Here is a 13,378-nt window from a genome sequence, read left to right as displayed (position 1 = left end):
TCATGGGTGAAGTCCAGGACATTGCTTTCCGAGAACCGGCCAGCCGGGCGCAGCAAGCTTTGCAGCAGGTGGGGCCAGATGAACTGGGAGAGTTGCAGGGAGACAAGTTGCTTTTGAACATGGGGCCGTCTCATCCCTCCACCCACGGGGTGTTGCGGCTGCTGTTGGAACTGGACGGCGAAGTGATCGTCAAAGCCACGCCAGACATTGGTTATTTGCATCGCGGCGATGAAAAAATCGCCGAAAACATGACCTACACCCAGTTCATTCCCTACACCGACCGTCTGGATTATTTGGCGCCCCTGGCCAACAATGTGGCGTATGCCCTGGCGGTGGAGAAATTGCTGGGCATTGACCGCTCCCTGCCGCCCCGCTGCCAGTATATTCGCGTCATCTGCTGCGAACTGGCGCGCATTTCCTCGCATTTGTTGGGGATTGGCTGCTACGCCATGGATTGCGGGGCCATGACGGTGTTTTTGCACACCTTCACGGAGCGCGAAAAAATTTACAATCTTTGCGAGTGGCTTACGGGGGCGCGTTTCACCACCAGTTATACGCGCATCGGCGGGCTGTCGCGGGATTTGCCGCCGGGGTGGGTGGAGCAATGCCGCAAGTTCTGTGACGAAGTGCTGGTGGAGATTGACGAGGTGGACCAACTCCTGACGCGGAACCGTATTTGGGTCGAACGCACGCGGGACATCGGCATTATTTCCCGCGAGGATGCCATCAGTTATGCCTTGAGCGGCCCCAATCTGCGGGGCAGTGGCATCGAGCACGATTTGCGGAAGGCCCATCCGTACCTTTGCTACGGGGAATTGGAGTTTGACGTGCCCGTGGGCAGTGTGGGTGACTGCTATGACCGCTATCTGGTGCGCATGGAGGAAATGCGGCAGAGCGTGCGTATCATCCGCCAATGTCTGGATCGTTTGCCCGGAGGCCCGGACAATCCATCCGGCGAGCCCATCAACGTGCCGGACGGCAAAATTGTGCTTCCCCCCAAACACAAAGTGCTGACCAGCATGGAGGAATTGATTCACCAATTCATGCTGGTGACGCAGGGGGTCAACGCGCCGCCGGGCGAGGTTTATTTTGGCGCGGAGAACCCGAAGGGCGAGCTGGGCTTTTATATTCACAGCCGCGGCGGCGGCACACCTTACCGCCTGAAGATTCGCTCGCCTTCGTTTGTCAACCTGAGCATCCTCCCCAAGCTGCTGCCGGGGAATATGATTAGCGATGTGGTGGCCATTCTCGGCTCGATTGACTTTGTGATGGGCGAGTGTGACCGTTGAGGAAAGCGCATGAGCTTCAAGGTGGAACCTGAATTTGAACGGAATCTGGATGGCATCATTGCGCGCTATCCGCAGCCGCGCAGCGCGGCCTTGATGCTTTTACATGCTTTCCAGGAGCGGGATGGTTACATCTCCCGCCCGGCGCTGGAATGGATTGCTGCCAAACTGGGGCTGGAACCCATTGCCATTTTTGAGCTGGTGACTTTTTATCCCATGTTTCGCCAGCAACCTGCTGGGCGCTATGTCTTCAAAGTCTGCCGCACTTTGAGCTGCGCTCTTGGCGGCTCGCACGAACTCTACCGGCATCTTTGCGAAAAGCTGGGCTTGGACCCGCATACACACGGTTTGCAAACCACCCCGGATGGGCGTTTTTCCATTGAGTTTGTCGAGTGCCTGGCCAGTTGTGGCACGGCGCCGGCCATGATGGTGAATGACGATTTTTACGAGGGCGTCACGACCGAAAAAGCGGACCAAATCCTGGCCTCCTTGCGCCAAGGTTAATGCAAGGACGGCATGGTCTTAGAGTTGCTGGCCATAGGCGGCGGCGCCGTTGTAGTCAAAGACATGTTTGTCCATCAAATCGAAGCCGATGACTCCCTGTCCTGGGTGAACGACGCGTGGCTGCAGTTTGCGCGTGACAACAAGGCTACCCACCTGACCCGCGAGGCCATTTTGGGTCGGCCCCTGTGGGATTTTATTACAGAGGCGACCACCCGGCACTTTTACCAAATCATCGTTCAACGAGTGCGCACTCTGGCGCGCGTCATCAAGTTGCATTATCGGTGCGATTCCCCCGAAAAACGCCGTTTCATGCGGATGGAGATTCATCCTTTGGGAGAAGGGCGTCTGCAATTCCGTAATTGGATTTTGCGCGAGGAAGTCCGCCCTGCCCTGGAATTGCTGGCGGCCTCGGATGGTGGCAGCGGGCGGCTTATTACCATGTGCAGTTGGTGCAAGCGTGTGAATAATCCCACCGCAGGGGAGTGGCAGGAACCGGAGCAGGCGGTTCTGCAGATGCAATTGTTCAACTGCGCCACCCCTCCTCCTATTACTCATGGTATTTGTTCCGCCTGCGAAAAAGCACTGGAGGCGGAGATTGAGATTTTGGCGTGAGCGGACAAGCCATGGTGGTGGATGTCTGGACGAGTCTGCGCGAGCCGACACCTTTGCCGCGGCGCATTGCTTTGGATAGGGCGTGGCCGAGGCCGGAGTTATGTCTCGCGTTTGATGAGTGGCTGGTGCGCCAATGTGAACAGGGCGGGCCGGAATACATAAGTTTTTGGAGTCCTCGTGACCTTTTTGTGGTGGTGGGATATGGCAATCGGGTTCATGAAGAGGTCAACGTCGAGGCTTGTGCTGCGGATGGGGTGCCCATTCTGCGGCGGGTCAGCGGTGGCGGTACGGTGCTACAGATGCCGGGCTGCCTCAATTACTCCCTCGTTTTACGGGTGCCCACAGAGGGCCCTTTGGCCACCATCACCGGGGCCAACCAGTTCATCATGCAGCGTCATGCAGAGGTGCTAACCCAACTGTTGGGACGCCCGGTACAGGTCAAAGGCATCACCGATTTGGCGGTGGACGGCAGAAAATGCTCCGGCAACGCCCAGCGGCGGTACCGCCAGGTCTTGTTGTTTCATGGCGTGTTTTTGCTGGAGGCCTCCATTGCACTCATGGAGCGTTATCTGCGGTTTCCTTCCCGTGTGCCTGATTATCGCGCCGGGCGTCGGCATGTGGATTTTGTGACCAATTTAGGTTTGAGTAGCGAAGCGGTGAAGGCCACCTTGCGCGAAGCCTGGCAGGCCGCAAGTTTCCCGGTGACCTGCCAGGATGAAGAATTAGCCCCGTTTCTGGAGAAATACACCTCGCCGGAGTGGAATTTCCGTCACTGAGCGCGGCGATTCTGGTATTGCAATGCCTGGTGGGTCAGCCAGGCCGCGGCGCGTTCCACCACTCGTGGCAAAGCAGCCGCCACCGGCGCTGTAAGCTGCTCTTTAATGGTGGAGGCATCGGCCACCTCGACGGCGAAAATGGCCACCACCTCCGGCATCAGGTAGTCCATGCGGCGGCCCAAGGTCAAAATTTCGCCCACCCCCAAAAAGTGCGGGGACATGCCCGGCAGGGAAGGAAGGTCTTTTTCGCCCACCTCATGAATTTGGCCAGGCGGAATCTTGCCGGTTTGCACGGAATCCACCACCAGCAAAGCTTGGTGACCGGCTATGTAGTCCAACAGGCCCAAGCCCATTTCACATACGGCCTGGACTTCAATAAGGGGATGGCCGGCGAAGCGGCTCTGTAATTCCCGGGCAACCATCAACCCCACCGCATCGTCACTTAAAATATCATTGCCCAGCCCCAAGAGCAGAATCGGTTTTTCCGTGTCCACGGCCTGATGCTTCAAAGCCCGTAGCGTGTTGTCGAGCGGATTTTGCTGAGTCGGACTTTACGGGAGAGGTCCAGGGGGTGCTTGGTCGTTATTCGCCGGTGTCTGGCCGGAACCGGTTTTGCCTTGGGGGGCATCAGGACGAATTTACTCATGCTGGTGCTTCCATGCTTGATTGTGAGGGGACTTCGCTTAAGCTGGGCCTCATGACATGGGCCCATAGCTCAGGGGTTAGAGCAGGCGACTCATAATCGAAAACAGGCGATTTCCCCCATTTCCCGTCATGTGGACTCAATCGCCCTAACTCCTTATAGTTAATGACTTGGAACACTTATTGGAGAACTCATCAGGACGCAAGGAGACTCAATTTTGGTCCGGTAGTATAGAAAGGAGTATAGAAAGAACCATTGCAGAAATCCGTCCTCACTCCCCATCCACAGCCCGCCACAAATACCGGGCTGCCAGGGTTCGGTACGGCTTCCACCTCAGCCCGAACTTCTCCAACTGCTCGGGCTCTGGCATCTTCTTTTTGCCGTATGCGATCTGAAATCCTCTGCGAACTCCAAGGTCATGAACTGGCAGCACATCCGGTCTGGCCAGGTTGAAGATCAGAAACATCTCCACGGTCCATCTCCCGACCCCATTCAACTCCGTCAGCTTCGCAACGATCTCGGCGTCGGTCAGGTCGTCACAATCAGCCAGGGAAGGCAGCCCACCGTCCACAGCTTTCTCCGCCACTCCCCTCACATATTTGGCTTTGGGTTTGGAGAGGCCAGCAGTGCGCATTTGTTCGGGGGTGATGGACAAGACCTGCGCCGGACTTGGGAAGCTGCCATCGCCAAACAGCCCCAGGAATCGCTTCAGGATGGTGTCGGCTGCTTTTCCGCTCAACTGCTGGTAGATGATGGCCTGAACCAACGACTGAAAAACCGGAACTCGCCTGGCCCTCAATTGAATGGGGCCGATGCGTTCAATCAATCTGGCCATCACGGGATCAGCGCTGGCCAGATGTTGTGTGCCGTTCTTCAAGCGGGTGGATTCTGCCGGAAGATGAGCTGAAATGGAAGATCGGGCTGCACTTCGTGAGGCTATTGTCAGAAGACTGTATGCATTGTTCTGACAAAAATCGGGCAGGCGAAGAGCATGGAATCCCCAGAAGATGGCCTGGCTGGACGATTTTCCCTGACCCCGCCTCTTCCAAAACCGGCCTCAAATTGGAAGAGGGGTAGGAGCGTTTTTGTCCAAGTGGGTGTGCCAGAATCCTCCCCGTGAAAAATCTATCCGCGATGGTTGTGGAGCGTGACCGCGAAGACGTGCTCGCCCTGTTTGGTCAAGGCCGACTGGTGGAATTGAGCCGGCTGAGGGTGGAATTTTGAGGCGGTTCCAGGGAGGACGAGATCGAAGCCGCGAGCTGGTTGGCCATGTTTATGCCGGATGTCGTGATGGTCAATGGAAGGGCGTCCTGTGGTTCATCCGCCACAAAACCATCGGGCTGAACAATCTGAACAGGTTTTTGTATTCATTTTCGCGCCGATTTGGTAAAAACTAGCGCGACTCCATCGGTCAAGGCAGCCTGTGTACAACCGGATGGACCAGAAGAGGATGAAATGTAGTCGGCCATGAGCGAAAAGTCAGACCATCAAGATGATCGGATGCGGCTCCGCGAGAGAATCTCGTCGGGGAGGCGGCTCCGCGTCTTGACCACCCTCTTCTGGAGGCTTTCGCGGAGGGATTCATGAACTGAGGACGGCCACATGGACATCTTCCAAATCCATTCTCAGATCGTCGCCGACTACAAGTCATACATCCGCAGTTTCATCAACATCAAGGACACCGCCATCCGGGACGCGGTGGAAACCGAACTCGATAGAGGGAGGCTTTGGCCCGAGCCGCTGATCCAGTTCAACCCCGCGTTTGAAATCTTTGGGGGAATTGGTGACGTGGTGAAGCAGGAGAAGCTGTGTCCCGAGTTCACCGACATCTTCAAGGGCTTTAAGATCTACCGGCACCAGGTTGAGGCCATCCGGCTGGGGTGCGCCTGCAAGGATTTCGTCGTCACCTCAGGCACCGGCTCTGGCAAATCGCTCACCTACATCGGCAGCATCTTCCAGCACCTCCTCAAGAATCCCGAGCCGAAGGGCATCAGGGCTGTGGTGGTTTATCCCATGAACGCTTTGATCAACTCCCAGTTCGAGGAGTTCGAGAAATTCAAGGCGAACTACGAGGAGAGCACTGGCCAGAAGTTCCCGATCAGCTATGGGCAATACACCGGGCAGGAAAAGGAGGAGCAGCGGGTGAAGATCCGTGACGAGCCACCCGACATCCTGCTCACGAACTACATGATGCTCGAACTGATCCTGACGAGGATCAGGGAGCGCTCCATTCGCAACTCCATTTACGGCCACCTTCGATTCCTGGTCTTCGACGAACTGCACACGTATCGAGGTCGGCAGGGTGCGGATGTGGCCATGCTCATTCGCCGGATCAAATCCAAGTGCCAGGGCCAGGTCACCTGCATCGGCACCTCCGCCACGATGGTCTCAGCCGGCACCATGGAGCAGCAGAAGCAGGCTGTGGCAGCCGTGGCCTCGAAGCTGTTTGCGAAGCCGTTCACCACTGAACAAGTCGTTGGCGAAACTCTCGTCAGGTCGTTCAACTTCGACGGACAAGTTCCCCCTCAAGCCAAACTGGTCGCCGCCATCAACGCTGGCATTGATCAAAGCGCGGGACAGGAGGTGCTCAAGAACCACCCCACTGCCACCTGGCTCGAAAGCAAAGTGGCCCTGGCTGAGAAAGAGGGGAGGCTGGTGCGGAATCGGCCACTGCGCTTCTCGGAGATCGTTGGCCAACTGGTGGAGGATTCGGGTCTCAGCGTGGAGAGATGTGAACAGCACCTCAAGGCACTGCTGGCCTGGATCACCCGTGTCAACGAACAACTGGCCGACAAGCGCTACACCTTCCTGCCCTTCAAGCTGCACCAATTCTTTTCGCAGACCGGAGCCGTTTACACCACGCTGGATCAGGACGAGCACCGCAAGATCACACTGGAGCCAGCCGTTTACCAAGCCGACGAGGCCAACAAGAAACCGATCTTCCCCAACGTCTTCAGCCGGGGCTCTGGTCATGCCTACATCTGCGTGTGCAAGAATCCAGCCACCCGGAAGCTTGAACCACGAGAATTTCGCTCCACTACCGAAGACGACGAGGAGGCGGCAGATGGATATTTGATCGTTGGCGAGGACGTGTGGAATCCAGACGAAGACCTCGAAATGCTGCCGGAAGGCTGGGTGCGCGAGACGAAGCATGGCGCACTGGAACCACGCAAAGAATACCGTCGCTGGCTGCCATCGAAGATCTATTTCGATGAACTGGGCAACTACTCCGAGACCGATCCCCTGAAGTTCGAGGCTTGGTTCATGCCCGCGCCGCTGCTGTTCGATCCCACCTGCGGCACGTTTTTCGACACCAAGACCAAGGAAGGCACCAAGCTCACGCAACTCGGCTACGAAGGCCGCAGCACATCAACCACCATCACGGCCTTCTCCATCCTCACCCAACTCGAGGCGCATGGCTTCCCGGTTCGAGATCAAAAACTCCTCAGCTTTACGGACAATCGCCAGGATGCCGCTCTCCAGGCTGGCCACTTCAACGACTTCCTGCAGGTCATTCATCTCCGTGCTGGTGTCTGCAAGGCCCTGGAACAATCGCCCAACAAGACCCTCACCTATGCCAATCTGGGTGAGGCGATTTTCAAAGCCCTGAACCTGCCCTTCACGGAATACGCCAACCGCGAGAAGGAGCCTGAATTCCCCACAGTTCGACGCCAATACGAAGAGGCCCTGCAACGCTACCTCGTTTATCGTGCCCTCTACGATTTGCGGCGGGGCTGGCGGCTGGTGCTTCCCAATCTTGAGCAGTGTGCCCTCTTGCGAATCGAATACGCCGACCTGCAAGAAGTGGCTGAAACAAACGAGGCATGGAAGAACGTGCCCCTGCTCAACGAACTCGCTCCCGCTGCCCGCGCTGAACTGCTGGGCAACGTCTTGGATTTCTTCCGTCTGGAATACGCCATCTACAGCGAGAACTACCTCACGCAGACCAAGCTCAAGGAAGCCGAAAAGGAGATTCGGGAACGGCTCAAGGCACCCTGGAAGTTGGACGAAGGCGAAGAACTGCACGATCCCTATTTCCTGCGCCTCGACACGCTGGCCAGGTTCACCAAGGTCTTCACCAAGAGCATGGGGCCAGCCAGCACCCTCGGGAAATACCTCCGGGACTATGCCAGGAAGACCAACCCAGCGCTGAACCTGAAGGGCGAGAACTACCGGGAGTTCATCACGGCTTTGCTCGAAAAACTAGAGGCAGCGGATTTTCTCAAATCTAGAACCGCCAAGAGTGAGGCGAAAAAGGAAGTGCGGATCTACCAGATTCGGTTGGACAAGATCATCTGGAGGGCCGGCGACAAGACCACGGTGAAGCCCGATGTGGTGAAGCAACGGTCCTACAAAGAGCAACAGCGCAAACCGAACCTGTTCTTCCAAGGCATCTACCTCCGCGACTTCTCGCAATCGAAGCGGCTGCGCGGCGAGGATCACACCGGCCAATTGACCACGGATGTCCGCATTCAACGCGAAGACGATTTCAGGGATGGCAAGATCAGCTCCTTGTTCTGTTCGCCCACCATGGAGTTGGGCATCGACATCCGGAACCTGAGCGTGGTCCACATGCGCAATGCCCCTCCGAATCCGGCCAACTATGCCCAACGTGGTGGACGTGCTGGCCGCAGTGGGCAAGCGGCACTGGTCTTCACATATTGCTCCTCGTATTCCAGCCATGACCGCCACTATTTCAAGCATCAGCCGAGTCTGGTGGCTGGCGCGGTGGTGGCTCCCCGGCTCGACCTCTGCAATCAGGAGTTGCTCAGTTCACATCTCAACGCCCTGTTTCTTTCCGAGGTGGGGCTCAAGGAATTGGATGAATCCATTCGTGACCTGATTGATGAATCCAAGGAGGACCTGCCGCTCACGCAAACCGTCAAGAACGCCCTCGCGGTTTCAGACGTGACCTTCCAGAACGTCAAGAACACCTTCAAACGGGCTGTCCATGATTTCCACGGAGAGCTGTCGGTCAACCACAGCCATTGGTATTCCGATCAATGGATTGAGCAGCACCTGAATCATGTGGTGGCGCACTTGGATGAATCCTTGGAGCGCTGGCGTCGCCACTACCGTGCTGCCCGGGCCACCCTGACGAAGGCCACGGCTGCGATTGAAAGTGGCAAATACACCCTCGGCAGCCAGGAGTATCGCCGGGAGAAGCGCAATCAGGATCAGGCCACACGCCAGTTGGATTTGCTGCGGAATACCCTGTCCGAGAAATCTCGCCAGCTCACGGAGTTTTACCCCTACCGCTACCTGGCGTCGGAAGCCTTCCTGCCTGGCTACAACTTCACCCGACTGCCATTGCGCACCTTCGTCCAAACCGATGATACGGGTGGCGAATACATCTCCCGTCCCAGAGCCATTGCCCTGCGGGAGTTTGGCCCCCAGAACATCATTTACTACAACGGCCAGAAATACGAAATCCGCCAGCTCGTGGTGCAGGATGCCGAGAGCAATTTGCAGGAGGCGAAGGTGAGCAAGCAGGCGGGATACTTCCTGACCGGCGACCAGAAGGACCTTGAGATTTGCCCGTTCTCCGGAGCCAGCCTGCACGACAACGCCAACAAGGAACACCTGCTGGATTTGATCGAGATGTCCGAGACCAGGGCGGAGAAGCGAGACCGCATCTCCTGCGAGGAAGAAGAGCGCGTCTCCAGAGGTTTCCTGATCGACACGTATTTCGCGGTTGATCCCGGCAACCTTGATCGGGTCAGAAAATGCCTCGTCAAGAATGACCAGGAGAAGTTCCTGAATGTGCGCCATGTGCCGGCTGCCCGTTTGGTTTATGTGAATCGTCGTTGGCGCTCCCGTCCTGCTGACGGATTTCCAATGGGGCTGATTTCTGGCGAGTGGAAACGTGACGCTCAGGTGGGTGATGCAGAAAGCTCCGAGACCGTCAGGCGGGTGAAACTGTTCACCACGAACACGGCTGACGCCCTCTACATCGAGCCGATCAAAACGCTGGCCCTGGCACCGGAAGGCGTCATCACCCTGCAATACGCCTTGAAGCGGGCCATCGAAAACGTCTTCCAGATCGAATCTAACGAGCTGGGGGTCGTTTCCATGGGCGATCCCGAGCATCCCAACATTCTACTTTTCGAAGCCGCTGAAGGCAGTCTGGGCATCCTGAGCCAGTTTGTGGAAGACCCGACCATCTTCCGCAAGGTGATCGAGGAAGCCATCAAAGTCTGCCGTTTCGATGAAGTGGACTACAAAGGACCTGCCTCCTACGACGACCTCCTTAGCTACTACAACCAGCGCGATCACAAGATTATTGACCGGCACTTGATCCAGGATGCCCTCCAGAAGCTCAAGGCCTGCGAAGTCGAATTGCTCACCAATCCGAGTTTCAAGAACTACGAAGACCACTACCAGACCCTGCTGCATCACCTCGACCCCAATTCCGTCACAGAGCGCAAATTCCTGGACTATCTGCACGATCACGGACTTCGCTTGCCTGACGCTGCCCAGAAATGCGTCGAGGGCCTTTATGTTCAGCCCGATTTCTACTACCACCACAACGTCTGGGTTTTCTGCGACGGCACTCCCCATGATGATCCAGTGGTGAAGGCCGATGACGAGCAGAAGCGCCAGAGCATCCTCAACCTCGGCCACGAAGTCTTCGTTTACCACTACAAGGACAACCTCGCGGAGCGGATTGCCTCACGCCCCGATATTTTCAAGAAGGTCAAATAAATGGCATTCACACCCGGCACACTGGTCAGCTTGCGCAATCGCGATTGGGTGGTCCTGCCCTCAGATGATCCTGACCTGCTGGTGGTGAAACCCCTGGGCGGCTCTGAAGAAGAAGTGGCTGGCATCTACCTGCCTCTCAATTTCGGCAAGGATCAGCCGAAGCTTGCCCAGTTCCCATACCCCTCACGCGATGACCTGGGCGACGTCAGCACGGCTCGCCTTCTCCATGACGCGGCCCGGCTCTCCTTCAGGAATGGCGCTGGCCCATTCCGTTCCCTGGCCAAGCTCTCGTTCCGGCCACGCTCCTACCAAATGGTGCCGCTCATCATGGCGCTGCGGCAGGAGAATGTTCGTCTGCTGGTTGCGGATGATGTGGGCGTGGGCAAGACCATTGAGGCCCTGCTGATTCTCCGTGAACTGCTGGAGCGCCGACGCATCAAGCGCTTTGCCGTTGTCTGCCTCCCTCACCTCTGCGAGCAGTGGCAGGACGAAATCAAGGACAAGCTCGACCTGGATGCCGTCATCATCCGCTCCAATACCCAGGCGCGACTGGACCGGGAGATTCAGGGTGATGTCAGCGTTTACGACTACTACCCCCACCAGATCATCTCGATTGACTACATCAAGAGCGAGAGCCGCCGTGATGTGTTCTTGCAGCAGTGCCCGGAGATGGTGGTCGTGGACGAAGCCCATTCCTGCGCCAAGCCTTCCGGTGCCTCCACCAGCCAGCAACTACGCCATCATCTGCTGCATCGTCTCTCGCAAAAGCCGGGACAGCATTTGGTCATGCTCACGGCCACACCCCACAGCGGCAAGCCGGAGGAATTCCATTCGCTGCTCGGTCTGCTGAAACCTGAATTTGAGCTGCTGGACCTTCCCAACTCCTCACAAGCCCAGCGCCGTGACCTGGCCAGACATTTCGTTCAGCGCAAACGGGGTGATGTCGAGAAATGGCTGGGCGAGGACACGCCTTTCCCCAAACGCGACCCCAAGGAATTCGGCTACGATCTCACGCCCAAGTATGCCGCCTTTTTCAACGAGATTCTGAACTTTGCCCGCAAGCTGATCTCTGGAGAAAATCCCCGCCTTGGCCAAAAGCGGGTGCAGTATTGGACGGCGCTTGGCCTGTTGCGTGGGGTGATGTCGAGCCCTGATGCCGGCGTGGAAATGTTGGAGAATCGGTTGAGTGGGCTGTCGCCGGCTGATGAAACCTCCTCCGAAAACGGCGAACTGGAGAATCCCGTTCACGACACCGAACCCGGTTTCGAGTCCGACTTCACGCCCATGCAGGTGATGCAGAAGCGGGAATGGTCACAGCATCAGCTCAGTCAGTTGCGCCAGTTCGCCACCCAGCTCAAGGCCCTCGGAAACCCCAAGGACGATCAAAAGCTCTTGGCGGCATTCCAGGTGGTGGATGATCTCCTCAAGCAGAAGTTCAATCCCGTCATCTTCTGCCGCTACATCGCCACCGCAAAATACGTAGGGGCCCAGCTTGCGCCTCTGCTTAAGGCCAAATACCCCAAGCTCGATCTTCAGGTGGTCACCAGTGAAGATCCCGATGAAGTCCGCAAGCAGCGTGTGGATGGCATGGAAAAAGCCCAGCAGCGGGTTTTGGTCGCCACGGATTGCCTGAGCGAAGGCATTAACCTGCAAAAGCACTTCACCGCCGTCCTGCACTACGATCTGCCCTGGAATCCCAATCGCCTGGAACAACGTGAAGGCCGGGTGGATCGCTTTGGCCAGACTGCCCCTGAAGTCAAAGCCTGCCTCCTCTACGGCAAGGACAACCCGATTGATGGCGTGGTACTGGACGTGATTCTCCGCAAGATTCGTGAGATTCGCCGCTCCATTGGCATCACCATTCCATTCCCCGAGGACAGCAAGAGCATCATTGACACCATCGCCCAAGCCCTCCTGCTGAATCCTGACCGCAAAATTTCGATTCAGGGACGTGACGATCAGCCGGAGTTCATCTTCGAGGAATTCGACGAAGCCAAGAAGGCCAAGCTCTCCGTCAGCCAAAAGCTCGCGGAAGCGGAACAGCGTGAGAAAGCCTCCCGCAGCATCTTTGCTCAGCACGCCATCAAAGCCCACGAAATCGAGGCTGACCTCAAGGAAGTGGATCAGGCGATTGGCAATCCCCAGGCCGTCGAGAGCTTCGTCACCTCCTCACTCAACAATGTGCTTGGCGTCCAGATTGACCGCGACAAAAAGGGCTACCGCCTGTTCACGGCCAACCTGCCCTACGTGCTTAAGACGATCCTCCCTGCGGAGGATATGGTGCGGGTCAGCTTCGAGTCTCCCACCCCGGAAAACTACCTCTACCTGGGCCGCAACCATCCCTTCGTCGAGCAGCTTTGCCAGTTGATGATGGCCAACAGCATCTCGCACAATGGCCGGGGTGCTGCACGGGCTGCGGTCATTCGCTGCAAAGAAGTCACCATCAAGACCACCATTCTCCTGCTCCGCTGCCGCAACGTGATCGAGGAGAAGAAGGGCAGGAACAAGATCGTTGCCGAGGAAATGCTCATCTGGGGCTACCGTGGTGCGCCTGGTCAGAAGGATTTCCTCAACTCGGAACAGGCCGGAGCACTGCTCGCCACAGCCCGCCCTTCCTCGAATCTCACCCCCGAGGCTCGTGCCAGCTTCCTCGACAACGAACTCAAGCTGGTCGCTGGTCTTCAAACTGAGCTGGATGCCGTGGCTGAAAAGCGATCTCAGCACCTGGTCGAAGCCCATGAGCGATTCAGCCAGTTGATGGACCAAAAGCAATTCCAAGTCGTTTATCCTGTGCTGCCAATGGATGTCATGGGCATCTACATCCTGCTGCCGGACACCACCAAATCGTGAAT

Annotated in this window: 8 protein-coding genes; 6 read left to right on the top strand and 2 right to left on the bottom strand. The window is 57.1% G+C overall.

The genetic code is table 11. The features are described from left to right. Positions 1 to 2 precede the first annotated feature (2 nt). Genes nuoD through NXS98_RS06280 form a run of 4 tightly spaced genes read left to right on the top strand, consistent with a single transcriptional unit; the run spans position 3 to position 3,178 of the window. Entirely contained in the window at positions 3 to 1,289 is a 1,287-nt protein-coding gene (gene nuoD / locus NXS98_RS06295; RefSeq protein ID WP_283847626.1) for an NADH dehydrogenase (quinone) subunit D, read from the top strand. Positions 1,290 to 1,298: 9 nt separating this feature from the next. After that, positions 1,299 to 1,790 (top strand): NADH-quinone oxidoreductase subunit NuoE family protein, encoded by a 492-nt coding sequence (locus tag NXS98_RS06290; protein WP_283847625.1) that lies wholly within the window; start codon positions 1,299 to 1,301, stop codon positions 1,788 to 1,790. A gap of 12 nt (positions 1,791 to 1,802) precedes the next feature. Next, on the top strand, positions 1,803 to 2,402 hold the full coding sequence (locus tag NXS98_RS06285; protein WP_283847624.1) for a PAS domain-containing protein: 600 nt from the start codon (positions 1,803 to 1,805) through the stop codon (positions 2,400 to 2,402). Then, positions 2,399 to 3,178 (top strand): lipoate--protein ligase family protein, encoded by a 780-nt coding sequence (locus tag NXS98_RS06280; RefSeq protein WP_283847623.1) that lies wholly within the window; start codon positions 2,399 to 2,401, stop codon positions 3,176 to 3,178. The genes NXS98_RS06285 and NXS98_RS06280 overlap by 4 nt, the downstream gene beginning before the upstream one ends. Here the strand turns inward: NXS98_RS06280 and NXS98_RS06275 are convergent. Together NXS98_RS06275 and NXS98_RS06270 are read right to left on the bottom strand one after the other, a co-directional pair. After that, complete coding sequence (locus tag NXS98_RS06275; protein WP_283847622.1) at positions 3,172 to 3,672, bottom strand: hydrogenase maturation protease; 501 nt, start codon at positions 3,670 to 3,672, stop codon at positions 3,172 to 3,174. The two genes, NXS98_RS06280 and NXS98_RS06275, sit on opposite strands and share 7 nt — an antisense overlap. Before the next feature lie 420 nt (positions 3,673 to 4,092). After that, a complete protein-coding gene (locus NXS98_RS06270; protein ID WP_283847621.1) occupies positions 4,093 to 4,698 on the bottom strand; it encodes a DNA-3-methyladenine glycosylase family protein in 606 nt (201 codons plus the stop codon). 725 nt (positions 4,699 to 5,423) lie between these two features. Here NXS98_RS06270 and NXS98_RS06265 point away from each other — a divergent pair. Continuing rightward, positions 5,424 to 10,526 (top strand): DEAD/DEAH box helicase family protein, encoded by a 5,103-nt coding sequence (locus NXS98_RS06265; RefSeq protein WP_283847620.1) that lies wholly within the window; start codon positions 5,424 to 5,426, stop codon positions 10,524 to 10,526. Continuing rightward, the gene (locus tag NXS98_RS06260) at positions 10,527 to 13,376 is read left to right on the top strand and encodes a DUF8741 domain-containing protein (protein ID WP_283847619.1); all 2,850 of its coding nucleotides are present in this window, start codon (positions 10,527 to 10,529) and stop codon (positions 13,374 to 13,376) included. It abuts the gene before it with no gap. The last annotated feature ends 2 nt before the right edge of the window (positions 13,377 to 13,378 follow it).

The sequence above is a fragment of the Fontisphaera persica genome (assembly GCF_024832785.1).
Lineage (GTDB): Bacteria > Verrucomicrobiota > Verrucomicrobiia > Limisphaerales > Fontisphaeraceae > Fontisphaera > Fontisphaera persica.
This window is presented reverse-complemented; position numbering and strand designations above follow the sequence as displayed.

What these genes read in the sequence shown, in the direction of transcription:
- nuoD (WP_283847626.1), top strand. Translation starts at nt 3, where the DNA reads ATGGGTGAAGTCCAGGACATTGCTTTCCGAGAACCGGCCAGCCGGGCG.
- NXS98_RS06290 (WP_283847625.1), top strand. Translation starts at nt 1,299, where the DNA reads ATGAGCTTCAAGGTGGAACCTGAATTTGAACGGAATCTGGATGGCATC.
- NXS98_RS06285 (WP_283847624.1), top strand. Translation starts at nt 1,803, where the DNA reads ATGGTCTTAGAGTTGCTGGCCATAGGCGGCGGCGCCGTTGTAGTCAAA.
- NXS98_RS06265 (WP_283847620.1), top strand. Translation starts at nt 5,424, where the DNA reads ATGGACATCTTCCAAATCCATTCTCAGATCGTCGCCGACTACAAGTCA.
- NXS98_RS06260 (WP_283847619.1), top strand. Translation starts at nt 10,527, where the DNA reads ATGGCATTCACACCCGGCACACTGGTCAGCTTGCGCAATCGCGATTGG.